19 protein-coding genes and 1 riboswitch are annotated in these 24,407 nt (G+C 66.6%); of the genes, 9 read left to right on the top strand and 10 right to left on the bottom strand.

Annotated features, from left to right (window positions below):
• Positions 1–47 precede the first annotated feature (47 nt).
• Positions 48–1,601: a DEAD/DEAH box helicase gene (locus tag ACSLUQ_RS08735; RefSeq protein WP_461808272.1), complete on the bottom strand. Its 1,554-nt coding sequence runs from the start codon at positions 1,599–1,601 to the stop codon at positions 48–50.
• 812 nt (positions 1,602–2,413) lie between these two features.
• Between ACSLUQ_RS08735 and ACSLUQ_RS08730 the strand changes: the two genes are divergently transcribed.
• From ACSLUQ_RS08730 to iolB, 4 genes are read left to right on the top strand one after another with little or no spacing between them, the layout of a single operon-like run.
• Positions 2,414–4,369: a bifunctional 5-dehydro-2-deoxygluconokinase/5-dehydro-2-deoxyphosphogluconate aldolase gene (locus ACSLUQ_RS08730; RefSeq protein ID WP_461808271.1), complete on the top strand. Its 1,956-nt coding sequence runs from the start codon at positions 2,414–2,416 to the stop codon at positions 4,367–4,369.
• 31 nt (positions 4,370–4,400) lie between these two features.
• Positions 4,401–6,224 carry a 3D-(3,5/4)-trihydroxycyclohexane-1,2-dione acylhydrolase (decyclizing) gene (gene iolD, locus ACSLUQ_RS08725; protein WP_461808270.1) on the top strand — a complete coding sequence of 608 codons (1,824 nt, stop codon included), beginning with the start codon at positions 4,401–4,403 and terminating at the stop codon, positions 6,222–6,224.
• Between the two features lie 43 nt (positions 6,225–6,267).
• Positions 6,268–7,176: a myo-inosose-2 dehydratase gene (gene iolE / locus ACSLUQ_RS08720; RefSeq protein ID WP_461808269.1), complete on the top strand. Its 909-nt coding sequence runs from the start codon at positions 6,268–6,270 to the stop codon at positions 7,174–7,176.
• Positions 7,177–7,206: 30 nt separating this feature from the next.
• On the top strand, positions 7,207–8,013 hold the full coding sequence (gene iolB / locus ACSLUQ_RS08715; protein ID WP_461808268.1) for a 5-deoxy-glucuronate isomerase: 807 nt from the start codon (positions 7,207–7,209) through the stop codon (positions 8,011–8,013).
• A gap of 196 nt (positions 8,014–8,209) precedes the next feature.
• Here iolB and ACSLUQ_RS08710 read toward each other — a convergent pair whose 3' ends face one another.
• The 4 genes from ACSLUQ_RS08710 to ACSLUQ_RS08695 form a co-directional block, all read right to left on the bottom strand.
• Complete coding sequence (locus ACSLUQ_RS08710; RefSeq protein WP_417772651.1) at positions 8,210–8,824, bottom strand: HupE/UreJ family protein; 615 nt, start codon at positions 8,822–8,824, stop codon at positions 8,210–8,212.
• 237 nt (positions 8,825–9,061) lie between these two features.
• On the bottom strand, positions 9,062–9,745 hold the full coding sequence (locus ACSLUQ_RS08705; RefSeq protein ID WP_417772652.1) for an energy-coupling factor ABC transporter permease: 684 nt from the start codon (positions 9,743–9,745) through the stop codon (positions 9,062–9,064).
• Between the two features lie 55 nt (positions 9,746–9,800).
• Positions 9,801–10,018, bottom strand: a riboswitch (cobalamin riboswitch).
• Between the two features lie 156 nt (positions 10,019–10,174).
• Positions 10,175–11,812, bottom strand: coding sequence for a BCCT family transporter (locus tag ACSLUQ_RS08700; RefSeq protein ID WP_461808267.1), 1,638 nt, complete (start codon positions 11,810–11,812; stop codon positions 10,175–10,177).
• A 48-nt stretch (positions 11,813–11,860) separates the two neighbouring features.
• Positions 11,861–12,280: a universal stress protein gene (locus ACSLUQ_RS08695; protein ID WP_417772654.1), complete on the bottom strand. Its 420-nt coding sequence runs from the start codon at positions 12,278–12,280 to the stop codon at positions 11,861–11,863.
• A gap of 659 nt (positions 12,281–12,939) precedes the next feature.
• Between ACSLUQ_RS08695 and gph the strand changes: the two genes are divergently transcribed.
• Entirely contained in the window at positions 12,940–13,638 is a 699-nt protein-coding gene (gene gph, locus ACSLUQ_RS08690; protein ID WP_417772655.1) for a phosphoglycolate phosphatase, read from the top strand.
• Here the strand turns inward: gph and ACSLUQ_RS08685 are convergent.
• Positions 13,635–13,841, bottom strand: coding sequence for a hypothetical protein (locus ACSLUQ_RS08685; protein ID WP_461808266.1), 207 nt, complete (start codon positions 13,839–13,841; stop codon positions 13,635–13,637). The genes gph and ACSLUQ_RS08685 overlap by 4 nt on opposite strands.
• A 293-nt stretch (positions 13,842–14,134) precedes the next feature.
• On the opposite strand from ACSLUQ_RS08685, the gene ACSLUQ_RS08680 reads away from it, so the two are divergent.
• The 4 genes from ACSLUQ_RS08680 to ACSLUQ_RS08665 all read left to right on the top strand — a co-directional run bounded on the left by ACSLUQ_RS08680 (position 14,135) and on the right by ACSLUQ_RS08665 (position 19,252).
• Positions 14,135–14,878, top strand: coding sequence for an ectoine synthase (locus ACSLUQ_RS08680; RefSeq protein WP_417772657.1), 744 nt, complete (start codon positions 14,135–14,137; stop codon positions 14,876–14,878).
• A gap of 176 nt (positions 14,879–15,054) precedes the next feature.
• Positions 15,055–16,392 carry a lysine N(6)-hydroxylase/L-ornithine N(5)-oxygenase family protein gene (locus ACSLUQ_RS08675; protein WP_461808265.1) on the top strand — a complete coding sequence of 446 codons (1,338 nt, stop codon included), beginning with the start codon at positions 15,055–15,057 and terminating at the stop codon, positions 16,390–16,392.
• Between the two features lie 16 nt (positions 16,393–16,408).
• Positions 16,409–18,313 carry an IucA/IucC family protein gene (locus ACSLUQ_RS08670; protein ID WP_461808264.1) on the top strand — a complete coding sequence of 635 codons (1,905 nt, stop codon included), beginning with the start codon at positions 16,409–16,411 and terminating at the stop codon, positions 18,311–18,313.
• Positions 18,314–18,478: 165 nt separating this feature from the next.
• On the top strand, positions 18,479–19,252 hold the full coding sequence (locus ACSLUQ_RS08665; protein WP_461808263.1) for a 2OG-Fe(II) oxygenase family protein: 774 nt from the start codon (positions 18,479–18,481) through the stop codon (positions 19,250–19,252).
• 175 nt (positions 19,253–19,427) lie between these two features.
• Here the strand turns inward: ACSLUQ_RS08665 and ACSLUQ_RS08660 are convergent, their stop codons facing one another.
• The 4 genes from ACSLUQ_RS08660 to ACSLUQ_RS08645 all read right to left on the bottom strand — a co-directional run bounded on the left by ACSLUQ_RS08660 (position 19,428) and on the right by ACSLUQ_RS08645 (position 24,330).
• Entirely contained in the window at positions 19,428–20,999 is a 1,572-nt protein-coding gene (locus ACSLUQ_RS08660) for an MFS transporter (RefSeq protein WP_417772661.1), read from the bottom strand.
• A 213-nt stretch (positions 21,000–21,212) separates the two neighbouring features.
• Positions 21,213–22,304 carry an enoyl-CoA hydratase/isomerase family protein gene (locus ACSLUQ_RS08655; protein ID WP_461808262.1) on the bottom strand — a complete coding sequence of 364 codons (1,092 nt, stop codon included), beginning with the start codon at positions 22,302–22,304 and terminating at the stop codon, positions 21,213–21,215.
• A gap of 10 nt (positions 22,305–22,314) precedes the next feature.
• On the bottom strand, positions 22,315–23,325 hold the full coding sequence (locus tag ACSLUQ_RS08650) for a 3-oxoacyl-ACP synthase III family protein (RefSeq protein WP_417772663.1): 1,011 nt from the start codon (positions 23,323–23,325) through the stop codon (positions 22,315–22,317).
• A 12-nt stretch (positions 23,326–23,337) separates the two neighbouring features.
• Complete coding sequence (locus ACSLUQ_RS08645; RefSeq protein WP_461808261.1) at positions 23,338–24,330, bottom strand: hypothetical protein; 993 nt, start codon at positions 24,328–24,330, stop codon at positions 23,338–23,340.
• Between the last annotated feature and the right edge of the window lie 77 nt (positions 24,331–24,407).

Below are 24,407 nucleotides of genomic sequence, written 5' to 3'. Positions count from 1 at the left end.
TCGGGCGCCTCTTTCAAGGATGGTCAGGCAAGGCTGGGAGCATCCGCTCAGCTGTAGCGTTCGGCGCCACCGCTGCGTCCGCGCGGGGCGGCGGGACGGCGCCGTCCCTCGAAGCCGCTGTCGCTGCGCGGGCCGCGCGGCTGGTCGGTGCGGGCGTGGTCGCCGCGATTCTGCTCGCCGCGCGGAGCGCCGGCACCGGCCGAACGGCCTTCGCCGCCGGAGGTCCGGCCGCGTCCGCCGCTGCGGTTGGAGGAACCGTCGTTCGACCAGATCTCGTCGCGTCCACCACGGCCTTCGCCGGAGCGTCCGTCACGCGGGCCGCCGTTGGCAGGGCGCGCGTTGCGATCGCCGAAGCCGCCACCGCCGCCTTCGCGACGGCCACGGCCCTCGCCCGGGGCGCCGTTCTGGCGCGGACGACGCGGGCCGGAGCCTCCGCCCGGCTTGCGGGCGGGCTTGCCCTGGCCGATGAAGTCGCGGTCATCCTCGCGCTCGACCAGCGTCATGCCGATCAGGCGCTCGATGTCACGCAGATACGGACGCTCCTCGCGGTCGCAGAACGACACGGCGATGCCGCTGTGGCCGGCACGCGCGGTGCGGCCGATGCGGTGGACATAGGCTTCCGGAACGTTCGGCAGCTCGTAGTTGACCACATGCGAGACGCCGTCGACATCGATGCCGCGGGCGGCAATGTCGGTGGCGACCAGGATGGGCGTGCGGCCGGAGCGGAAGGAGTCGAGCGCGCGCTGGCGCTGACCCTGGCTCTTGTTGCCGTGGATGGCGGCGGCCGAGAGGCCGGCCTGCTCAAGCTGGCGGGTGACCTTGTCAGCGCCGTGCTTGGTGCGGGTGAAGACGATAGCGCGATTCATGTTCTCGGAATCGCGGAGCACCTCGACCAGCGCCTGACGCTTGGCGTCGCGCTCGAGAAGCATCACCTTCTGTTCAATGCGCTCGATCGGCGTGGAGGCCGGAGCCACCGCGATCTCGGTCGGATTGTTCAGGAAGTCGGATGCAAGCGCGCGGATCGGCTTGGGCATGGTCGCCGAAAGCAGGATCGTCTGGCGTTCGCGCGGCAGGGCCGAGAGAATGCGGCGGATCGCCGGCAGGAAGCCGAGGTCCAGCATGTGGTCGGCCTCGTCCAGGACGATGGTCGTCGTCTGGTCGAGACGCACGGCGCCAGCGTCCATGTGGTCGATCAGCCGGCCGGGCGTTGCGACGATGATGTCGAGACCGCGCGCCATGGCGCGGGCCTGCGGCATCGCACGCACGCCGCCGACGACGACGGTGGACGATTGGCGCATCTTCTGGCCGTAGGCGCGAATGCTGTCGGCGATCTGCGCTGCAAGCTCACGGGTCGGAGCGAGGATCAGCGCAGTGGTCGTCTTCGGCATCGGCCGGTTCTGGAGTTCGTGGATGCGGTGAAGGAGCGGCAGCACGAAGGCTGCGGTCTTGCCGGTGCCGGTCTGGGCGAGGCCCAGCACGTCGACACCAGAGAGAATGGCCGGGATCGCCTGCGCCTGGATCGGCGTGGGCGAATCATAGCCTTCGGCGGCAACCGCCCGGAGGATCGGGTCGGCGAGGCCGAGATCGGAAAATTTGGTCAAGCGGAATCCTTGATGGTTGTGCGTCGACGCGGCCGGCATGGCAGCGCGCGACACAACGGTCGTCAGTTTTTGTTTTCGGGGAGCTTGCGCAGACCAGCCGCCTCGGGGATCGCGCCGCCTGTTCGGGCGGCAAGGCGACGATCGGCTAGGAAGGTCGCTTGTCATGCGCACCTTCGCACGAATGACTCGTGTCTCTGCGCGGTGCTGACGGTGCGGGTAGACCACGTTTCATGATGCACTGCAATGAAAATCGCCTCGTCGCGGCGAGGGGCCAGGTCTTTCGCACCGTCTTCGGCGCATTTTCGCTGTCCGGCGGGCGATGCCGATCTGATATGGAACAAAAATTCCAATACGACACATGATTTGGCGGAGTAGGACCGATCAAAGACCCGGCCTGCCTTCACTCCGGCCCCCGGGGACGGGGCGATATCGCCGCAGAAGACGGCCGGTATACGCTTTTCCAGCCTTGCGGTCCGCTGCGGCCTTGCACCTTGTTTCGCAGGCCGGAATGCAGGCGTGAGGTTCGGTGTTGGCCGTAGTCATCTGTTTTTATGCGTGTCCTTGCCAAAATGCGGGGACGGCGCGTGCATTTGGGCCGCTCTCGCTCCGCCGATACCATCGGGGACGGCAGGGGGCGGGGCCAAGAAACCGGTTGCGATGGTCAAAAATGGAATTTATGTTCCGTTTTATCAGGCGAGGTGAGCACGCCGATGGGCGCGTGGCCGTATCGGGCCGGCTTGAGACCCTGCGGCGGACAACAGCGGACAAGATCAGGGCCCTCCGGCGAACCGGAGGCCGGGAGGAACGGGCGAATGGACAGCGGAACGGGACGCGAGGGCGCGCCGGCACGGGCGCATCCGCTCGACGTGATCACGATCGGGCGTTCCTCGGTCGATCTCTACGGCTCCCAGGTCGGCGGCCGGCTCGAGGACATGCGCGGTTTCGCAAAGTATGTCGGCGGCTCCCCCACCAACATGGCGACCGGCACCGCCCGTCTCGGTCTGCGCTCGGCGCTGATCACCCGGGTCGGCGATGAGCACATGGGCCGGTTCCTGCGCGAGGAGCTGGAGCGGGAGGGGGTCGACACGCGCGGCGTCGTCACCGATCCCGAGCGCCTGACCGCACTCGTGCTCCTCGGCATCCGCGACAAGGAGCAGTTCCCGCTCATCTTCTATCGCGAGAACTGCGCCGACATGGCGCTTTGCGAGGACGACATCGACCCGGCGTTCATCGCCGAGGCCGGCTGCGTCACCGTCACCGGCACGCATCTGTCGCATCCGCGCACCGAGGCCGCCGTTCTCAAGGCGCTTCGGCTGGCGCGACAGAACGGCGCGCGCACCGCGCTCGACATCGACTATCGGCCCAATCTCTGGGGGCTGGCCGGTCATGACGCGGGCGAGAGCCGCTTCATCGCCTCCCAGGCGGTAACGGCGAAGCTCCAGTCCCACCTCGGGCTCTTCGAGCTCATCGTCGGAACGGAAGAGGAATTCCACATCGCCGGCGGCACCACCGATACGCGCGCCGCGCTCGCCGCCGTGCGTGCGGTGTCGGGGGCGACGCTGGTGTGCAAGCGCGGGCCGATGGGGGCGGTCGCCTTTGAGGGGGCGATCCCGGCCGATCTGGATGACGGCATTTCTGGGCCGGGCTTTCCCATAGAGGTGTTCAACGTGCTGGGGGCGGGCGACGGCTTCATGTCCGGCCTGCTGCGCGGCTGGCTGCGCGACGAGGGCTGGCAGCAGGCGCTGACCTATGCCAATGCCTGCGGCGCGCTCGCCGTCTCGCGTCACGGCTGTACGCCCTCATATCCGAGCTTCGAGGAACTGAGCTTCTTCCTGAAGCGCGGCGTGCGCGTGCCGGCGCTGCGCAAGGACGCGGAGCTTGAGCAGATTCACTGGTCGACAAACCGCAAGGGCGCGTGGCCGGTGATGCGCGTCTTCGCCTTCGATCATCGCAAGCAGCTTGAGGATCTCGCCGACGAGCTCGGCGCCGACCGCGCCCGCCTGCCGGCCTTCAAGGAGCTGTGCCTGGCGGCTGCCTGCAAGGTGCGCGCGCGCGGTGGTGGCGAGGGGTATGGCATCCTGTGCGACGGGCGGATCGGCGAGGAGGCGCTCTATCGCGCCGCCGGTTCCGGGCTGTGGACCGGACGCCCGGTCGAACGTCCCGGCTCGCGCCCGCTGGAACTGGAGATCGGCCCGGATTTCGGCAGCGACCTCACAGAGTGGCCCGCCGGCCAGGTGGTCAAGGTGCTTTGCTTCTATCATCCCGACGACACGCCCGAGCTCTGCCGGCGGCAGGAGGAAACCGTCCTGCGCCTTGCCCGCGCGGCGCGGGCCAACGGGCTGGAACTGCTTCTGGAGATCATCCCCTCGAAGGCGGGGCCGGTCGATGACGGGACCACCGCCCGCGCCATCCGCCGCTTCTACGAGATCGGCGTCTACCCCGACTGGTGGAAGCTCGAGCCGATGACGCGCGAGGCCGGGTGGCGCGAGACCTGTCGCGCGGTGGAGGAAAACGACCCCCATGTGCGCGGCATCGTCGTGCTCGGCCTCGACGCTCCGATGCGCGAGCTTGCCGACAGCTTCGCCGTCGCCGCCCGCTTCCCGCTGGTGAAGGGCTTCGCCGTCGGCCGCACGATCTTCTTCGGTCCGGCCCGGCGCTGGCTCGCCGGTGAGATCGACGACGCGAAGGCGATTGAGGAAATGGCCTCGACATTTGCCGATCTCTGCGCGATCTGGGACGGGGCGCGGGCCACCGTCGCCGCGCGCTGACCGGCTGCCGTCTTTCGGGAGAACCAAAGCGATGACCACGATCCGTCTCACTGCCGCCCAGGCAATGGTGCGCTTCCTCGCGGCCCAGCGGAACGACGCCGGCGAGCCGTTGATCCCCGGCTGCTGGGCGATCTTCGGCCACGGCAATGTCGCCGGCCTCGGCGAGGCGCTGCAGGCCGCGGGCGATGCCTTTCCCACCTGGCGCGGCCACAACGAACAGGGCATGGCCCATGCCGCCATCGCCTACGCCAAGGCGCGCAACCGCGCCCAGGCGATGATGGTGACCAGCTCCATCGGCCCGGGCGCCACCAACATGGTGACGGCCGCCGCCCTTGCCCACGTCAACCGGCTGCCGGTGCTCTTCGTGCCCGGCGACGTCTTTGCCGGTCGTATGCCCGACCCGGTTCTGCAGCAGGTCGAGGACTTCGCCGACGCCACCGTTTCGGTGAACGACTGCTTCCGCCCGGTGAGCCGCTATTTCGACCGCATTCAGCGGCCCGAGCACCTGCTGAGCGCGTTGCCGCGCGCCATGTCGGTGCTCACCGATCCGGCGGAATGCGGGCCGGTGACGCTGGCCTTCTGCCAGGACGTTCAGGCCGAGGCCTTCGACTGGCCGTTGGCGTTCTTCGACGAGCGTGTCTGGCACCGGCGCCGGCCGCGCGCCGACCGTGCCGAGCTTCGCCGCGCCGCGGAGGCGATCCGCGCGGCGAAGCGGCCGCTGATCGTCGCCGGCGGCGGCGTGCTCTATTCGCAGGCGCAGGACGTGCTTGCCGATTTCGCCAGCAACCGGGGCATTCCCGTCGCCGAGACGCAGTCGGGCAAGTCGGCGCTTCGCCACGACCACCCGCTCAACCTCGGCTCCATCGGCGTGACCGGTTCGTCGGCGGCAAACGCGGTGGCCGCCGAGGCCGACCTCGTCATCGGTCTCGGCACCCGGTTCCAGGATTTCACCACTGGCTCATGGGCGCTGTTTCGCAATCCGGATCGCCGCATCCTGTCCGTCAATGTCACGCCGCTCGACGCGGCCAAGCATGGCGCGATGCCGCTGCTCGCCGACGCGCGCTCCGCGCTCGAGGATCTTGATGCAAGCCTCGGCGACTACTGCGCGACCCCGCCCGACGCATCGCTCAAGGCGGAATGGCTTGCCGCCGTCGAGGCGGCGACGGCCGCGCCCGCCGGCAACGCGCTTCCCTCCGATGCGCAGGTGATCGGCGCGGTGCAGCGGGGGCTCGACGAGGATGGCATCGTCGTCTGCGCCGCCGGCGGACTTCCCGGCGAGCTGCACAAGCTCTGGCGCGCGTCGCGGCCCAACGGCTACCATCTGGAATACGGCTTCTCGACCATGGGCTACGAGATCGCCGGCGGCCTTGGCGTCAAGATGGCCCATCCCGACCGGGAGGTCGCGGTGATGGTTGGCGACGGCTCCTACATGATGATGAACTCCGAGCTTGCCACCTCGGTGATGCTCGGGCGCAAGCTCATCGTCGTGCTGCTTGACAACCGCGGCTTCGGTTGCATCAACCGCCTGCAGATGGCCACCGGCGGCGAGAGCTTCAACAACCTGCTCGACACCGCCCGCCACGAGGTTCCCGCCGACATCGATTTCGCCGCCCATGCCGCCTCCATGGGGGCGATCTCCGAGAAGGTCGACGGCATCGCGGCGCTGGAGGAGGCGCTGGCCCGTGCCCGGACCTCGGCGCGTTCCCATGTCATCGTCATCGACACCGATCCGCTCGCCACCACCGACGCCGGCGGCCATTGGTGGGACGTGGCCGTGCCGGAGGTGTCCGCCCGGCCCCAGGTGCGTGCCGCCCGCGCCGGCTACGAGGCGGCGGTAAAGCAGAGAAATTCCTGAACACCCGGCGGCCTGCGGCTGCCTCTTGCGAAAGACCCGCGCAATGATCCTCTATGGCACCAACCCGATCGCCTGGTCCAATGACGACGACCAGACCCTGGGCGCCCATATCCCGCTCGAGACTTGCCTGTCGCAGGCGGCCGAAATCGGCTTCGACGGCATCGAGAATGGCCACAAGTTCCCCACCGATCCGCTCGAGCTTGCGGCGACGCTGGCTCCCCACGGGCTGGCCTTCGTCTCCGCCTGGTATTCGCTCAACCTGCTGGAGCGATCGGCGCAGGACGAGATCGCCGCCATCGGTCCGCATCTCGCCCGGCTGAAGGCGATGGGGTCGCCGGTCCTGATCGCCTGCGAGACGTCGAACGCGATCCACGGACAGGACGCGGCCGCACTCAACGACCGGCCGGTCCTCGGGGCGGAGCGCTTCGCCCGCTTCTGCGCCGATCTGGAGACGGTCGCCGCCCATTGCGCCAGCGCGGGCGTGCCGCTCGTCTACCATCACCACATGGGCACCATCATCGAAAGCGAGGAAGAGATCGACCGGTTGATGGCGTTGACCGGCCCGGCGACGCGGTTGCTGCTCGACACCGGCCACGCCTTCTTCGGCGGCGGTGATCCCGCGCGCCTCGCCGAGAAGCATATGGACCGCGTCTCGCATATCCATGCCAAGAACGTCCGGCCCGAAATCATGCGCCAGGTGCGAGAGCAGGGCCTGAGCTTCCTGGAGGGCGTCCGGCGCGGCGTCTTCACGGTGCCGGGCGACCCGCAGGGCGCGGTCGATTTCGCCCCCGTGCTCGCCTGTGCCGCCCGGCATGGCTATTCGGGCTGGCTGGTGATCGAGGCGGAGCAGGATCCGCTGGTCCGAGATCCGTTCACCTATCAGTCGATGGGCCTCAAGGCGCTCAGGGAAACCGCCCGCCGCGTCGGCCTCGACCGGGCGACGAACGACTGACGACCAGACCAAACAACGGGAGTGGACGACATGGCCGATCTTCTGGTGAAGCCCAACGGCGCGCACGGCAAGGTGCACGACATCACGCCGGAAAGCGCCGGCTGGGGCTACGTCGGCTTCACGCTTTACCGACTCGCGCCGGGAGAGAGCGTTGCCGAAGAGACCGGCGAGCGGGAGGCTATCCTCGTTCTGGTCGAGGGCAGGGCGAAGCTGTCCGCCGGCGGCGAGGACTTCGGCGAGCTTGGCAACCGCATGAGCGTCTTCGAGCGCAAGAAGCCGGCCTGCCTCTATGTGCCGAACGACAGCGCCTGGTCGGCGACGGCGACAACCGGACTGACGCTCGCGGTATGCAGCGCGCCGGGCAAGAGCGGGCACGAGGTCGCGCTGATCTCCGACATCGGTTTCGAGGAACGCGGCAAGGGTGCCAATACCCGCTACATCCATCCGATCGCCATGGAGGACAGCGACGTCGCCGACAGCCTGCTGGTGACGGAGGTCTTCACCCCGGCCGGCAACTGGTCGTCCTATCCTCCGCACCGTCATGACGAGGACAACTTCCCGGACATGACCTATCTGGAGGAGACCTATTATCACCGGCTCGACCCGGCGACCGGCTTCGGGTTCCAGAGGGTCTTCACCGAGGACGGCAGTCTCGACGAGACCATGGCGGTGAGCGACGGTGACGTCGTCCTGGTGCCGAAAGGCCATCACCCCTGCGGCGCGCCGCACGGCTACGAGATGTACTATCTCAACGTCATGGCCGGCCCCTTGCGCAAATGGCGCTTCAAGAACCATCCCGACCACGACTGGATCGCCCGGCGCGACGCGGCCAAATAAGAGGCTGTCGGCGCGTCTGAGCGCACCGCCCGCCCGTGCGCGGGGATATCTGAGCGTCGACTTGATGCAAGCGGAGGGAAAAGAGGCCCGGGCGGGATCCGTCCGGGCCTTTCGGGCCGTGGCGGCCCGTCGATGCAAATTTGCGTTTCGGCGCGACAGAATTTCGAAATCCTGTCGCGCCGATTGCCGGAAATGCTCAGGCGTAGAAAAGGGCGACGCCGGCGAGCGCGGTGAGGCCGCCGAGCACGCGCGTGACGGTCAGCCCCTTGGCGCCGGCGGCACGCGCCAGCGCGCCCGTGCCGAAGCCGAGCGCGACGCCGGCAGCATGCAGCAGCGCCGTGGCAATCGCGAAGCCGGCGGCGTAGGCGAGCTGCGTGGCCGAGCCGATTTCACCGCCATGGGCATGGCCGTGGAAGAGGGCGAAGATGCCGACGATCGCCGCGCAGGCCCCGACCGGAAGACGAACCGCGAGGGCGACCATCAGGCCGAGGGCCACCACCGACGCCAGGATCGCCGGCTCGACGAAGGGCAGGCCGACGCCGCCGAGCGCCAGGCCGAAGCCGACCAGCATGGTCACGACGAAGCTTGCCGGCACCACATAGACCGCGCGCCCGCCGATCTGCCAGGCCCACAGGCCGACGGCGACCATCGCCAGGATGTGGTCCGTGCCGAACAGCGGATGCGAGAAGCCAGCAGCGAAGGAACCGTGCTCGCCGGGGGCGAGGTGGGCGAGTGCCGGCGTTGCGCCTGTCAGGAAAACGGCACCGGTGGTCGCGGCAAGCGCGAGGGCGGCACTGGCAAATTTCTTCATGCTGTCGATCCTTCCATTGAGTCGATCTTGCGCCCCGATTTGGGTCACGCGGATTGGGTTTCACGGGGCGCGGGAAGCTGGACGATCCACCAGAGCGACCCGGCCATGCGCCCGATTCCGCTAGGAAAACAGGTTCCTCGAGGAAGACAAGGCCTCTGTGGGCCGTGTCCAGAGGCAAATCCCGCCGCCGGAGGCGAAATGCGTCCCGGCGGCGGAGGTTGTCCGCTCAGGCGCTGCTCAGGCCGCGGCCTGATGCAGGCGTGACTGGAACAGCAGTCCCGTGCGCGCCTTGTCGAGCGTCTTGGCGCCGGCCAGAACGGCCAGATCGACAAGCGGTTCGAGAATGATCACGGTCAGATAGGCGCCGCCGAAGCTGGCGACACTGGCCAGGTTCTCCGCGCCGAAACCGCCGCCATAAAGCGCCCAGAACGCCACCCAGGCAACGATACCGCCCTGGTAGCTGGTCGACAGCGCCAGCGCCTGGACGTAGCTGACGTCCTTGTAGGCGGTGCTGGCGGGAATGATCCGCCGCGCCAGATGGCTCATGGCGTACAGCGGCACGATCAGCGTCGTCAGGTTGATGGCGTACTGCGGCAGGTCGGCTGGCGCGAAGAAGAGGCCCTGGGTCAGCAGGCCGAGCGCCAGGCCGATACCGGCGGGACCGGCTCCAAGCGTCAGATAGAGTGTCGATCCCAGGATTATGTGCACCTCCGAGACGCCGACCGGTCGGGTCGGGAGCACCTCGAAGAAGCAGAAGACGAGCGCGGTGGCGATGACCGACCGCAGAACCAGCGCAGCGAAGCCGCCGTCCTTGCGGATTGTGTCGAAGGACATCTTCGCGATCAGGCCGACAGAGCCGACGGCAGTTGCGTAGCTCAACATCATCTTGGCGCCGGTTACGACGCCCGGTTCGATATGCATTATAAGCCCCCTTGCGCACCCTCCGTGCGCCAAGCGATTGAAAAAAGACGTGAAAATCACGTCGCCAATGATGGCAGGTCTCCTGGCTCGCGGTTGCTGTTGCTTTGCCCGCCTTCCCGGCCGTCTGTCGGCCAGTGGCATCCTGGGCATCGCTTGCCGCTTACAGTTGCGGGGGCAGCCACGGTCTTGGCCCCTGATGGGTACGCCGCACCGTGTTCCCTTTTCATCCGTGCTCGGCTTTGCCACACGGAAACCATCACAGTGAATCCTAAGGGCGGCGCGGGAGTGCTGACAAGGTCATTTTTTATAGGATCGCGCCGTTTCAAGACCAAAACGCGGGCAGAAGCGGCTGCTTCTGCCCGCGGATCGGGACAAGTCCGCCGGCGCGGGGCAGGAACCTCGCGCCGGTTCTGATCGCGGTTTGCCGGCTCAGCGGGCTTCGCTCTGCAGCCCGCGGAAGATCGCCACGCACATCAGCAGCAGCACCAGCGTGAAGGGCAGGCCGGTGGAGATCACCATCGCCTGCAGCGCGCTCAATCCGCCGCCGATCAGCAGCACGATCGCGACCAGCCCCTCGAAGGTGCACCAGAACACGCGCTGCGGCACCGGTGCGTCGACCTTGCCGCCGGCCGTGATCGTGTCGATGACGATCGAGCCGGAGTCGGAGGAGGTGACGAAGAACACGATCACCAGGATGATGCCGAGCGTCGACGTGATCGAGGAGAACGGCAGCCCCTCCAGCATGGCGAAGAGCGACAGTTCCGGATGGTAGGCGTCGATCACATTGGCCTTCACCGCGCTGGTGGCCGGATCGCTCAGCACCTGGTCGACGGCGACGCCGCCGAAGACGGCCATCCACAGCACGCAGACCACCGAGGGGATGATCAGCACGCAGGTCAGGAACTCGCGTACCGTCCGGCCGCGGCTGACGCGGGCAATGAACATGCCGACAAAGGGCGACCAGGAGATCCACCACGCCCAGTAGAAGGCGGTCCAGCCCTGGCGGTAGTCATCGTCGGTCCGCCCGAACGGGTTCGACAGCGGCACCAGGTCGGTGGCGTAGGCGGTCAGCCCCTGCCAGAAGTCCTTCAGGATCGCCACGGTCGGGCCGGCGAAGAGCACGAACAGCAGGAGCAGGGCGGCGAGGCCCATGTTGATCTCCGACAGCACCTTCACGCCGCCATCAAGGCCACGCAGCACCGAGATGAGCGCGATGGAGGTGATGATGACGATCAGGATCACCTGCACGGTCGTCGTGTTGGGAATGCCGAAGACATGCTCCAGTCCGGCGTTCGCCTGCTGCGCGCCGAGGCCGAGCGAAGTGGCAAGGCCGAACAGCGTGGCGAAAACGGCGAGCATGTCGATCACATGGCCGGTCCAGCCCCATACGCGCTCGCCGAAGATCGGATAGAACGCCGAGCGGATCGACAGTGGCAGGCCCTTGTTGAACGAGAACAGCGCCAGCGCCAGCGCCACGATCGCGTAGATCGCCCAGGGGTGCAGGCCCCAGTGGTAGATGGTGGCGGCAAGGCCCATGGACTTTGCCGCATCGACGTTGGCGGCGATGATCGACCCGTCCTCGGCAAAGGGCGAGGGGGTTCCGAGCGGCTGCGAAATGGCCATGTGATAGACCGGCTCGAGCACGCCGAAGAACATCAGGCCGATGCCCATGCCGGCGGCGAACAGCATGGCGAACCAGCCGGAATAGGTGTAGTCCGGCGTCGCATCCTTGCCGCCGAGCCGCACGTTGCCCCAGGGGCTGACGATCAGCATCAGGCAGAACAGCACGAAGATGTTCGCCGAGATCATGAAGAACCAGTCGAACGTGCTCGTCAGTGCCGGGCGAAGCGCGCCAAAGAAGCTGCTGGCCTGCTCGGGCGCGGCAAGCGCGTAGATCACGAAGGCGATAATGGCGAGCGACGAGATGAGGAAGACTGGATTGTGGATGTCGAAGCCGAACGGCCCGACGCTGCCCTCGAGATTATCCTGACCGATTTCGAAGTCGGTATCGATAAGCTCGGTGGGACCTTCGGGCGCCGGGATCCCGGTGCTGGTCTCGTCAGACATTCTTTGTTTTCCTCTTGTGTCTGCAGGGGGAACTGGGATTGGGACGGATCATTCGCCGCGCACGACAAAGACCGATGCGGCGGAGCGTGCGGCGATCGTGCCGCCGTTGGACGGCCACAGGTGATCGGCGATGTTGGGAATGTGGGAGGCCATCACCACAAGGTCGGCGCCCGTGTCCGTCACGGCCTTGAGCAGCGTGGCGTCGAGATCGATGGACGGGTCGTTGGAAATCACCGCATGCGCGGTGGTCTCGATGCCGTTGGCCTTGCCTTCGGCCGACGCGAAGGCCTTGAGCCGCTCCGCGTATTCCTCCGGCGTGTGGCCCAGCGTTCCGGGCGCGGAGGAGGAAACCCCGGTGTAGCAAACCGGAATCCCGTAGTGGCTGGAGAGATCGGCCGCGGTCTTCAGCGCCTTTTTCAGTCGTTCCACATGTCGCAGGTCGACCGGAACGAGAATGAGCGTGTACATGGCTGGCAAGCCCCCTGTCTGCCAATAGGAACCGGACAGCCCTGCTCGGACCGCCCGGAACGCGATGAGATTTCTTGCCCGTTCGTCACGCCGGCGTGCACAGCGCGCCAGCGCGATCAAGTCGTTGGGCACGGGCGAGCCCGATCGCATCGCGATCGCTCCGCCCGGCGATGGGGTATGGGCGGTCCTGAGGCGGACCGCACCCCGCACGAAGCCGGTAGATGACGGGCAGGGTGCCCGCAGGGAGGAGCCGCTGCCATGAACGGCAAGGCCCCGGGTGACCGGTCGGCACGCACCCCGCCTTGCTGGACCGAAAAAAGCCGGCTGCATCGAAGAATGGCAGGTTGCGCCCCGTCAAACTGCCACATGCGCAAGAGGGCCGCAAACGCGCCTGCGGCAGGACGCGGCGCGGATGCGACACGTTTCAAACGCGCTCCCGCCACGATGGTTCCACCGTTTCGCCATTTTTTTAACCCGGCGCGGCCCCGGAAAGGCGCCGTAAACGGCGGAAACCCCGGCAGCGGCGGCTGTCCGACGACGACGCCATGCAGCCGATTGCGCCGGCTCCGGATCGCTGGCAAAAGAACGCGCGCCCGCCGGCGGTCGTGCATGTGGACGACCAACGGGAAACGGCGGCGACAAAGGGGAAGGAACGGGACATGAGCGGCGAAATCACCGAATCACGGACCATCGAGGCATTGCTCTTCGACCTCGACGGCACGCTGGTGGACAGCCTGCCCGACCTCGCCGCATCGCTGAACATCCTGGTCGCCGAGGAGGGCGCTGCGCCGCTTTCCCTCGACGAGGTGAAGGGCATGATCGGCCATGGCATTGCAAAGCTTGTCGAGCGGGCCTCAAGGGCGCGAGGGCTCGAGACGGCGGGCGAGGCTCTGGCCGCGCGCGTTGCGCGGATGATGGAGATCTACGACGGACATCTGACGGTCGGCACCCGACCGCTGCCGGGTGCTCTCGAGGCGCTGGCGCGTGCGGCGGACAAGGGGCTGAAGCTTGCCGTCGTCACCAACAAGCCCGAGGCCATGTCGCGGCGGATCCTCTCCCATTTCGGCATGGACGCGCATCTTGGCGCCGTGGTCGGCGGAGACACCTGCGCGACGCGCAAGCCGCGGCCGGAGATGGTTGTTCACGCCGCCGTGCTGCTTGGCGTTGCGACGCGGCACTGCGTTATGATCGGCGACAGCCCGGCCGATGTCGGCGCGGCGCAGGCCGCCGGCATTCCGGCGGTCGTGCTGAGCGGGGGCTATCACGCCGGAGACGCCGAGGCGATGGGCGCGGATGCGCTCATCGATGGCTATGCAGAACTGGACGCTGCCCTGGATGGCCTTCGCGCCGGGCGCTAGCCGCCGAAGATCACCGCGTCTGGAACCTCGTAGCGTTCGTCACGGATGCGGATCAGCGTCAGGTCGCCTGTCCGTTCCGAGCGGATGCGGCCTGCGCCGTCGCTCGAGATCGCGTTGCCGAGATCGAAACGGATCTGCCGTTCGCCGCCGCGCCCCGGCGACACCCGAAGGTCCGCGTCGCCGGGCCGGCACTGGCCGAGCACGGGAGCATCCTTGAAAAGTATCTCCAAGGTTCCTGATTGGTGGAAATCACAGGTCTTTGACCGGGAAGATGTGCCCGAAATATAAATAACGCGGATAGATTATATTATTTTCATATATGTCATTGTTTTGGTTTGACGAATTAAAGTTGTTGGACAAGCATGTTCTTGTCGCGATGGTTGCTTTTTCGCGAGGATGTTTTCGAAATGGAGTATTCGATGTAAGGCTTCGCGCACAGCGGGCGGGCTTGCTCGTGGTTTGCGGCGCGCGGGCTCTTGCCTCAGGGGAGGGTGCCATGATCGTTCGCACGCTGAAATCCGCCGGGGATGCCCCGCTGTTTCGATCCGTCGCCTCGCGCGAGGTGGTCTCGCGCGCCGACCAGGTCGGCCATGCGGTCTATGACACCCTGTTTGCGGAAGGCCAGGGGGACACGCTGTGCCGCGATGCGGCACGCGAATTCCCGGCGCAGGCGCATTATTGCATCGAGGGCGAGGGCAGCGTGACCCTCGACGGCGAGACCTGGCCGCTCGGGCCGGACATGCTCATCGCCGCGCGCGCCTCGGTTTCGTTTTCCCTTCTCGCCGATACGCGCCTACGGCTCTGCACGGTGTTTGGCGGCACGGGGCCGCAGGAGGATCTGCCGGCCCATCCGCTGGTGCGCCGCGTTGCCGATACCGTGGGCACGCCGCGCGACGTCTTCTGGGGCAACGGCAGGAGCCGGCGGCTTCTGGTGAAGAGCGACGGGTTCGGATTCGCGCTCTGCCAGACGCTCGGAAACCCGGACACGGACTCTCCCCTGCAATACCGGCAGCATTTCGAGAGCTGCTACTACGTGCGCGGCAGCGGCGAATATGTCTGGGACGAGGGACGTCACCCGATCGACACCAACGGGGCAGGGGCAACCGCCTTCATCATGAACCGCAACGACGCCCACCGCATGGTGGTGCGCAACGCCTCCTTCTGCATCAGCGTGTTCTCGCCCGCCATCGAGGGCCATGAGGCGCATGACTTCAGCGGTGGCGGCTCGTCTTCCTACTGAGGCCCTGGCTGAGACGAAATCCCACCGACTGGCACGACCAACTTATATTTCAAATACCTAGAGGGGGAGCCTAACATTTCGCGACAGCGGCGGAGACGCTTGCGAAACGATGGCGGAAGGGGCGACGGCCGCCGGGTCTGGCGCATCCGCGCCGCATCTTGAAAGGACAGGGGCGGATGACCGCTGAAGCGCATGACATCATCGGGATCGGCATCGGCCCGTTCAATCTGGGCCTTGCCTGCCTCGCCCATCCGATCAAGGAGCTCGACTGCGTCTTCCTCGAAAGCAAGGGCCAGTTCGACTGGCACGAGGGCACGTTGCTCGAGACCGCGACGCTGCAGACGCCGTTCCTGTGCGATCTCGTGACGCTGGCCGACCCGACCAGCGAGTTTTCCTTCCTCAACTATCTCAAGCAGACCGGCCGCATCTACGCCTTCTATGCCTTCCTGCTCGACACCGAGAATTTCTTCCTGCTGCGCAACGAATTCAATGCCTATTACCGCTGGGCGGCGGCGCGGCTCGACAATCTCGTCTTCAACCGGCAGGTCGAACGCATCGACTATGACGAGGCGGAGGGGCTTTATCGGGTCACGGTGCTCAACACCAGGATGGGGCATCGCAAGGTACTCAGCGGCCGGCATATCGTACTCGGCTCGGGCATGAGCCCGTTCATCCCGCAGGCCTGCGAGGCGGAGCGCGACGCGGTCCTGCACACCGCCGACTACATGCGTTATCGCGACGAGGTGCGCCAGGCGGGCTCCATAACGGTGGTCGGCAGCGGCCAGAGCGCGGCCGAGGTCTATCATGACCTTCTCGGCGAGATCGACCGGCACGGATACCGGCTCAACTGGGTGACCCGCTCGTCGCGGCTGGTGCCGCGCGAACTCACCAAGCTGACGCTGCAGATGACGACGCCAGACTACACGGACTATTTCTTCTCGCTGCCGCGCGGCAAGCGCGAGGACCTGGTGCGCTCCATGCAGGCGATCTTCCAGGGCATCAATCCCTCGCTGATCAACGATATCTTCGACCTGCGCTATCGCAAGCTGCTTGGCGGCGACATCGAGACGCTGCTGATCTCCAACAGCGAGATCACCGGCTGTGAACGCCAGGGTGCGGACGGGCCGTTCCGGCTCAGCTTCCGCCAGATGGAGGAGGAGCGCTCCTTCGAGCTGACCTCGGAGGTGGTCATCCTTGGAACCGGCTACCGGTTCCGCCGGCCCGATTATCTCGCGCCGATCTCCGGGCGGATCAACTGGGCGGGCGAGGGCCGTTTCGCCGTCGCGGGCAACTGTTCCGTCGACCGGGAAGGCGGCGAGATCTTCGTGGTGAATTCGGAGATCCACGCCGACGCCTATCTGCCGCCCGATCTTGGCCAGGCCTGCCACCGCAACTCGCGCATCCTGCGCGCCGTCACGGGCCGCGAGGTCTATCCGGTCGAGCGCAGCATCGCCTACCAGCGCTTTTCCGCGCCCGCCGGGCATGGCGGCGAGGCCGCCTCGGTCGGCGGCTGAGCGGGAAGGGGCGGAGATGGACGCGCGGACCATGGACTTCGGCGACAAGGGCAGCGAGGCGCGTGCCGTCGCGCATGTACGCACCGAGACCTGGGTTACGGTGAACCGGCATCTGCTGCGCAAGGCCATCGCCGAATTTGCCCACGAACTGCTGATCGAACCGAAGCGCGAGGGCGGCGGCGGCGCCTGGACGCGCTACCGGCTCGAAGCGCCGGCGCATGGCGCCATCTACCGGTTTCGCGCCCGTCGGCTCTCGCTCGACGCCTGGCTGGTCGATCCCGCCTCGATCGAAAAGACCCGGACCATCGACGGCAAGGCCGTCGCCGCGCCGCTCTCGGTGCTCTCGTTCATCATCGAGTTCCAGCAGAAGCTCGGCATTCGCGATGCGATGCTGCCGGTCTATCTCGACGAGATCGCGAGCATTCTCTATTCGAGCGCCTACAAGCGCGAGAACCGGCCGCACGATGTCGACGACCTCGCCGACGCCGACTTCCAGACCATCGAGACAACGATGAGCGAGGGCCATCCGTCCTTCGTGGCCAACAGCGGGCGGCTTGGCTTCAGCACCGCCGACTACCCGCGTTACGCCCCGGAGGCTGCCGGCCCGCTGCCCATCGTCTGGATCGCGGTCGATGCCCGAAACGCCGCGTTCACCGCCGTTTCGGGCCTTGATCACATGCGCCTGATGGCCGAGGAGCTGGGGCCGGAGGCGATTGTCCGCTTCAACGCGGAGATCGCCGCGCGCGGCCTCGATCCGGCCAGATTCCTCTTCATGCCGGTCCATCCGTGGCAATGGTTCAACCGCATCTCCATGAGCTTCGCGCCAGAGATCGCGGAGGGGCGGATCGTCTATCTCGGCCTCTCGCCCGACCTGTATCAGCCGCAGCAGTCGATCCGCACCTTCTTCAATGCGACGACGCCCTCCCGGCGCTACGTGAAGATGGCGCTGTCGATCCTCAACATGGGATTCCTGTTGCAGCGCGGCCTGTCGCGGGAGGACATGGAGACCACGCCGCCCTTCAACGACTGGCTTCACACGCTGCTTTCGCGCGATGCCTTCCTCCAGAAGAACGGCTTCACGCTCATCCGCGAGGTTGCGACGATGAGCTATTTGAATGCCTATCACGCAGAGGCGCTGCCGGAGAATTCACCCTATCGCGACGTGCTCGCCGCCGTCTGGCGCGAAAACCCGGTGAACCTGATCCGCCCCGGCGAGCGTTTGATGACAATGGCGGCGCTGCTCCATGTCGACCCGCAGGGAAAGCCGCTGGCGGGCGCGCTGATCGCACGCTCCGGCCTTGACGCGGCCGACTGGATCCGCCGCTATCTCGAGGCCTATCTGGTGCCGCTGCTCCACTGCTACTACGCCTACGACCTCATCTTCATGCCCCACGGCGAGAACGTCATCCTGGTGATGGAAGGGGCGGTTCCGAGCCGGATCGTGATGAAGGACCTGGCCGAGGAAATGCGCGTGCTGGAGGGATGCGACACGCTGCCTCCCGCGGTTCGGCGAAACTGCGTCACGCTCGGCGACGAGGTTCGCCTCGATGGCATCTTCACCGACGTCTTCGACTGCTTCTTCCGGCATCTCTCGGTGCTGCTCGAGGAAGCCGGCGTCCTTTCCGACGACCGCTTCTGGCAATTGGTCGCCGACAGCGTTCTCGCCTATCAGCGCTCGCAGCCGCAGCTTGCGGAAAAGTTTGCGCGCCACGATCTCTTTCGCCCCGAGTTTCCCAGGAACTGCATCAACCGTCTGCAACTGCGCGACAACCAGCAGCTCATCGATCCGGACGACCCCGAAAAGGGGTTCCAATACGCCGGCACGCTGACCAACCCGCTCGCCGAGGCCGATCCGCGCGGCGCTGGCGGTACCTTCCGGCGGGTTTTGGGGCGCATCGCCGGGCGCATTGGCGGCATGTAGCCTGGCGCGGGCGGTCATCGCTCTCTCCGCAAGACGAAAACGATATTTGTTCGTCCTTCCGCTCTCGAAGATAATTTTCAGAAAATCATTTCGGTGAGATCTGCAACGCCGTCGGCGAATGCTTCGCGCCGGATAAAGATGTTCTGCAAAAAAGGGAGGGACGTCATGTTGAAGACGGTGGAAATTGCCAGGGAGTTGACCGAAGAAAGCGTCCGTGGGCTGATCGAACGAACGGTCGACGTGATTCACGTTCCGGGGTTCTATCCGAAAGATCTCTCGGCGGAATTCTCGGACCGGGTCGCCGGCCACTCGGAGCTCGAGGCTTATAAGGTCCAAAACGCGCTGAAGCGCCTTGGCATGGGGTATGTCGATGTCGGCAATGACGACGACAACGCCGCGCGCTACCACAGTGCGGCTGTGCGCTCGATCTGGGGCATCCGCGATCTGGTTTATCCGCGCATGACCCCGCTCGATCACTTCCGCCTGCTGCTTGAGGAAGTCTGGACGCCGGGCGCGACGATCCAGGTGATCGAGGGCAAGAAGAGCTTTGTCGGCACGTGCCGGGTGATCGAACCCGGCGCCAACATGCTGCCCCACAACGACCGGCTGGCGCGGATGCTCAAGGACGGCAATTCGGGTCTGACCGGGCAGATTGCCGTCAATGTCTATCTGGACATGCCGCCGGAGGGCGGGGAGCTGGAACTCTGGCTGAGCGAGCCGACCCCGGAGCAGGACCGCATTCAGGCGACGACAGACGGGCTCGACAGGTCCGAGCTCGACGCACCGCGTCTCATCGTGCGCCCGGCCAATGGCGACCTGGTTCTGTTCAACTCGCAGCTTATCCATTGCGTGTCGCCGGGAGTTGGCGGCCGGCGGGTCACCATGTCCTGTTTCGTCGGCTATCGCGGTGATGACAAGCCGTTGACCTACTGGAGCTGAGCGGCGCCCGAAAACAAGGGACATCGCAAAGCCGAGACTTAAATGGGCGGGGCGCGGAGGCGCTCCGCCCTTTTTGCGTCGCTCGTCCTCGCGCGCCTGGTGTCAGAAAAAAAAGCCGCGCGGCCCCTTTCGGGAGGCCGCGCGGCAGCGAGACGGTCGACCGCCGGAGGAGGCGTTACTCCCCGGCGGGGGAGGTGACCGCCTCGGGTCCCGCCATCAGGTCGCGCCGCCGGATCATGATCGCCGACACCAGAACGGCGGCGATCGAGAGCAGCGCCACGATCCACAGCAACACGGAGAAGGCGGCGGCGAAGCTGTCGCGGCCGAAGCCCTCGACAGCGGCCTGCACCTCGACCGGGGCGCTGGTCACGGCGCCGGCGAAGTCGCCGCGGGCGATCATGTTCGCCGTCTCCCGCAGCCCGTCGCCGAGCGAGGCGGCCAGTTCGCCGGAACCCGACAGTTGCAGCGTGACGCTCGACAGCAGGATCGCGCCGAAGACCGAGATCGACAGTGTGAACGAGCCATGGCGGAAGGTGATGTTGACGCCGGAGGCGATGCCGGCCTTCTCCGGCGGCACCACGGCGGTGGCGACGTTCGAAAGCTCGCCGTTGATCAGCCCGGTGCCGATGCCCAGCAGCAGGAAGGCGACGACCCACAGCGTCACTTCCGCTGGCGGGGCGACAGCGAGCCAGACGAAGCCGACCGCGATCAGCGCGCAACCGAAGGCAATCAGGCCGCGCACGCCGAAGCGCTCCGGAGCGGCCAGCTTTGCCCCCATCGGCGCGAACAGAAGCAGCGGGATCGTCATCGGCATCAGCATGAGCCCGGCCGAGGACGCCGACATGCCGTGTACCACCTGGAAGTAGATCGGCAGGTAGACCAGCATGACCCAGAAGGTGATGCTGTTGAGCACGCAGACGAGCTGGATGCCGGTGAACGTCGGGATGCGGAACAGCCGAAGATCGAAAGCCGGGCGCTTGATGGTGAGTTCGACCGCGGCAAAGAGCGCCAGCAGCGCCACCGCAGCAATAAGCGCGGTGAGCACCGAGCCGCTCGACCAGCCGAGTTCGCCGCCTTCGATGACGCCATAGGAAAGACAGGCCAGGGCGGCGGTGAAGGTCGCGATGCCGATCCAGTCAAGCGAGCCCGCATCGGGATCCGCCGACTCCTCGACCCGCCAGTAGCAAAGCGCGACCAGCGTCGCGACGATCGGCACGTTGAGAAGGAAGATCCACCGCCAGCTCAACGTGTCGACAAGAATGCCGCCGACAATCGGGCCGAAGGCCGCGCCGCAACCGATGGAAACGCCCCAGATGGCGAAGGCCTGGGCGCGGTCGGCCCCCTGGAATGCGTTGGAGATGAGCGCGACGCCAAGGATCAGCATGGCGGACGCCGAAAGCCCCTGCGCGACCCGACCGAGGATCAGGGCCGTTGGCGTGTCGGCAAGGCCCACCATCAAAGAGGTGAGGCCGAACAGCACCAGGCCGATGACCATCACCCGCCGTCGACCGAACCAGTCGGCGAAGGCCCCGACGGCGATCAGCACCGAGGTGTAGGCGATGTTGTAGGCGTTGATGATCCACTGCAGCTCGGCGAAGCTGGCCTTGAGCTCGCGCTCGATGGAGGGGAGCGCGATTGCGACCACCGTCACGTCGAGGATCACCAGAAAGGATCCCAGCGCCGCGACGGCGAGCGTCGGCCAGTTCGCCATGAGCGAGGATCGGGAAGTCGTTTGCACTGAGGTCATTGTCCTGTCCCGCTTGCATGCCCGGGCGGGAGAAAACGGTCCCGCTCCGGCGATCCGGCGGCGGCTGCCGACCGGGAAGAGGCGCAACCCGAAGTGGTTTTTTGGGTTTTTATTGCGTCCTGAGCGCGAGGTTAAGGTGTCGATGCAGTGCTGGGAAATATAGTTTGTACGCAGCGCTAGGAGTGTTTGCGTATGACGCGGCGCGAAAGACCTTCAGGCGAAGGAAGGGTCCAGAGACGCGCAAGTCGGCTCGAAGTAACCGTTGATCTCCTGCGGCGGAGGGGCGACCTCATGGGTGCCCCGCCAGTGTGGCTTGCGGTCCCGGTCGATCATGGCCGCGCGCACCCCTTCGCGGAAGTCCGGATGGGCGAGAAGCCGGGAGATGACACGGGACTCTCGCGTCAGCGCCGCCTCCAGGCCGGGGCGCCGCCGGGCGCGCTCAAGTGCTGCCAGCGCCAGCGCCAGGCTGAGGGGCGATCCACGCCTGAGCGCCCTGGACGTCATTTCCCGCCAGGCCGCATGCGGGCTGCTGTCCGCGCGCGCCGTCGTGGGCGTTTCCAGTTCGCGGAGGATCTCCGGCACGCCCGGCGCTGCGAAGGCGGCCTCGATCCATGGCCGTTCACCCGCAAGCAGCCCCGTGCCGGGGCGCTGACCGAAGCCCGCAATGCGGGCCGGATCTCCGGTGGCGCACAGCGCGGCGACGAGCTCGGGCAGGCTGTCCGTGGCAACGAGCGTGTCCGCGAAGCCGAGGTCGATGGCGTCGGCCGCGCCGATCCGGGTTCCGGTCAGCGCCAGGAAAGCGGCCAGGGGTGCGGGGATCCCGGAAAGAAGGTGGGTCGCGCCGGAATCCGGCAGCCAGCCGATGGCGCATTCCGGCAGGGAAAAGGCGGCGCGCGGCGTCACGACCCGATGCGCCGCATGGCAGGCGATGCCGATGCCACCGCCCATCGCCACCGCGTCGACGAGCGTCACGATGGGTTTGCCGAAGCGCGCGATCCTCAGATCCAGTCGATACTCCGCAAGACAGTGTCGGAACGCCCCGGCGGTGTCTCCGGCGGCGACCAGCCCGTGCACGGCGGCGATATCGCCACCGGCGGAAAAGGCCCGCTCTCCCGACGCATCGATGATGACAAGCGCGATCCCCGGGTCGTGCTGCCAGGCCGAGAGAGCGGCGTCGATGCCCTCGACCATCTCCGCCGTCAGCATGTTGAGCCGGCGCGGCCGGTCGAGCGTGATGCGGCCGGCGCGTCCCTCCTCGCGAACGAGAAGGCCGGTTGCCTTCGTCTGCGTCGCGGCAGGGGACATGCCGAACGCCTCAGTGTTCGACCAGGGCGGCCGACCAGGCGAAGCCCGCGCCGTTCGACACCACCATCACCTTGTCGCCGGGCCGGATGTGCCCCTGGGCGACGGCCTCGGCGTAGTTGATGACCATGTCGCTTTCCTGCACATGGCCCCGGTGCTTCAGTGCGCTGGTGTAGACCTTGTCGCGGGTAAGGCCGAATTTCTTCATGAAATAGGCCTGATCCCAGGTCGAGAATGTCGGGTAGATGTAATAGTCGACGTCATCCTGCGTGAGGCCGCACTTGTCGAGCAGCTTCTTCATCACCTTGCCGAACATACGAAAGTTGATCGGAATGACGCCCTCGTTGAATTTGTCCATCTTGGCGTACATGTGCAGCAGCTTTTCCGAAACCTCCTCGTTCGGCTGGCGGCTTTGCAGGCCAGGCACATACCAGACATCGTGCAGCCTGCCGATGGAGATGGTCTCGACGCCGAGAATGCGGGCGCGACCGGCGTTGCGCCGCAGCACGATGGCGCTGCCGCCGTCGCTGGCCACCGTGATCGGATAGTAGGTCTTGTTCAGTTCCGGCGTGCGGTCGCCGGCGAAGAGCAGCGCCGTCTCGAAGCCGCTGTCGGAGAGAATGAGCGACATCACCGACTTCAGCGCCAGGTGATAGCTGGCGCAGCCGCCGGTGTTGACGGCGGTCGCGAAGGCGTTGACGAGGCCAAGCTCCTCCTGAACGAGACCGGCAGCCGACCAGGTCGGCCCCACGTAATCTTCCGGGATGGAGGTGAAGTCGACGACGAGATCGACCTCGTCGGGCGCGACGCCGGCTTCGTCCAGCGCCCGCCGCGCCGCCTCGAGCGCCAGCACCGAGGGCATTTCGTCGGTGACATGGATGTCGTGGATGCCGATGTCGCGCTGGAAGTCGATGTTCTTCGACAAGGTGCCGAAGGGCACGTCCTCGTCGCGGAACACATCCGAGACGAGCTTCTTGTCGGGAGGAAGGTAGAACGCCTCGGAAAGAATGCCGACGTGATCCATGTGTCCTGCTCCTTACTGGAAGCGCAAAAGCGTCGCGCCGTAGGAAAAACCCATCCCGTGCGATGCCATCAGCACGGTGTCCGGCGTTTCGTCGCCGGCGAGAAGATCGCGCAGGCCGAAGACCAGATCGCTGGAGTGAAGATGCCCGCGCGCCGATGCGTCGGGCCGGATCAGCCGGTCTCCTGCCGCCAGCGCCGCGTCGAAGCCGGCAAGATCCGCGTCGGAAACATGGGCGGTAAGAAAGCGGTCGATGCCCTCGCGCGCCAGTCCGTGGCGGGAAAGGAGCGCGTCGACGAGACTGCCCAATTCGCCGTGCCGGTCGGCGGCGGCGTATTTCTCCGCGTCGAGCGTCAGCTTGTAGAGGTCGAGCCGTGTCGGGTGGCGCATGCCGCCGCCGGGAATGTAGAGCACGTCGTGCAGCGCGCCGCGCGAGGCGAGGCGGGTGTCGACGACCCGCGCCCGACCCGCGTCGCGGCGCAGGATGAGGGCGCTCGCCGCATCGCCGATGACGGTGACCGGCTCGTCGCCGGCGCCGATCACCCGGTTGCCGGAAATCGCCTGGTCCGAGGCCGCCAGAAGCACCGTGTCGACATCGTCATTGGCCAGGATCAGCGCCGTGGCGAATTTGATCGCCGCATGGACATTGGCCGCGCCGCCGCCGCTGAAGCCGAGGGTGAAGGCGTTCTTCGCGCCGAGTTCGGCCTGGAGCTCGTTGCTCATCGACCATGCCGGCTCGACATAGCGTTGCGGCATGACCGAAAAATCGATCACGGCATCAAGATCGAGCGGCGAGACGCCGGCCTCCGCGAGAGCCTGACGGGAGACCTCGACCGCCATGTCCGTCGGGCTTTCCCCGGTGAAGACGTGAACGCCGGTAAAGCCGAGGGCGGCGACCTTCGGCCCCGCGCCATTGACGTTTTCGGCGCTCAGGATCTTCGAGAGCGTCGTGGTTTCGGGAGGCAGGTGGCACGCGGCCGCGATGATCCCGACGGGGTGTTTCTGCATGGAAAGCCTCATCCTGTCTGGCGCGCGGGAGCCTGCCCGCGCATCGCGAGATCTGGGGAAGGGCGGGAAGGGGCGGC

This window comes from Stappia sp. ICDLI1TA098 (genome assembly GCF_054880955.1).
The sequence above is the reverse complement of the archived record's forward strand: the minus strand, read 5'-3'. Positions and strand labels throughout refer to the sequence as shown.

What these genes read in the sequence shown, in the direction of transcription:
- ACSLUQ_RS08730 (WP_461808271.1), top strand. Translation starts at nt 2,414, where the DNA reads ATGGACAGCGGAACGGGACGCGAGGGCGCGCCGGCACGGGCGCATCCG.
- iolD (WP_461808270.1), top strand. Translation starts at nt 4,401, where the DNA reads ATGACCACGATCCGTCTCACTGCCGCCCAGGCAATGGTGCGCTTCCTC.
- iolE (WP_461808269.1), top strand. Translation starts at nt 6,268, where the DNA reads ATGATCCTCTATGGCACCAACCCGATCGCCTGGTCCAATGACGACGAC.
- iolB (WP_461808268.1), top strand. Translation starts at nt 7,207, where the DNA reads ATGGCCGATCTTCTGGTGAAGCCCAACGGCGCGCACGGCAAGGTGCAC.
- ACSLUQ_RS08710 (WP_417772651.1), bottom strand. Translation starts at nt 8,824, where the DNA reads ATGAAGAAATTTGCCAGTGCCGCCCTCGCGCTTGCCGCGACCACCGGT.
- ACSLUQ_RS08705 (WP_417772652.1), bottom strand. Translation starts at nt 9,745, where the DNA reads ATGCATATCGAACCGGGCGTCGTAACCGGCGCCAAGATGATGTTGAGC.
- ACSLUQ_RS08700 (WP_461808267.1), bottom strand. Translation starts at nt 11,812, where the DNA reads ATGTCTGACGAGACCAGCACCGGGATCCCGGCGCCCGAAGGTCCCACC.
- ACSLUQ_RS08695 (WP_417772654.1), bottom strand. Translation starts at nt 12,280, where the DNA reads ATGTACACGCTCATTCTCGTTCCGGTCGACCTGCGACATGTGGAACGA.
- gph (WP_417772655.1), top strand. Translation starts at nt 12,940, where the DNA reads ATGAGCGGCGAAATCACCGAATCACGGACCATCGAGGCATTGCTCTTC.
- ACSLUQ_RS08680 (WP_417772657.1), top strand. Translation starts at nt 14,135, where the DNA reads ATGATCGTTCGCACGCTGAAATCCGCCGGGGATGCCCCGCTGTTTCGA.
- ACSLUQ_RS08675 (WP_461808265.1), top strand. Translation starts at nt 15,055, where the DNA reads ATGACCGCTGAAGCGCATGACATCATCGGGATCGGCATCGGCCCGTTC.
- ACSLUQ_RS08670 (WP_461808264.1), top strand. Translation starts at nt 16,409, where the DNA reads ATGGACGCGCGGACCATGGACTTCGGCGACAAGGGCAGCGAGGCGCGT.
- ACSLUQ_RS08665 (WP_461808263.1), top strand. Translation starts at nt 18,479, where the DNA reads ATGTTGAAGACGGTGGAAATTGCCAGGGAGTTGACCGAAGAAAGCGTC.
- ACSLUQ_RS08660 (WP_417772661.1), bottom strand. Translation starts at nt 20,999, where the DNA reads ATGACCTCAGTGCAAACGACTTCCCGATCCTCGCTCATGGCGAACTGG.
- ACSLUQ_RS08655 (WP_461808262.1), bottom strand. Translation starts at nt 22,304, where the DNA reads ATGTCCCCTGCCGCGACGCAGACGAAGGCAACCGGCCTTCTCGTTCGC.
- ACSLUQ_RS08650 (WP_417772663.1), bottom strand. Translation starts at nt 23,325, where the DNA reads ATGGATCACGTCGGCATTCTTTCCGAGGCGTTCTACCTTCCTCCCGAC.
- ACSLUQ_RS08645 (WP_461808261.1), bottom strand. Translation starts at nt 24,330, where the DNA reads ATGCAGAAACACCCCGTCGGGATCATCGCGGCCGCGTGCCACCTGCCT.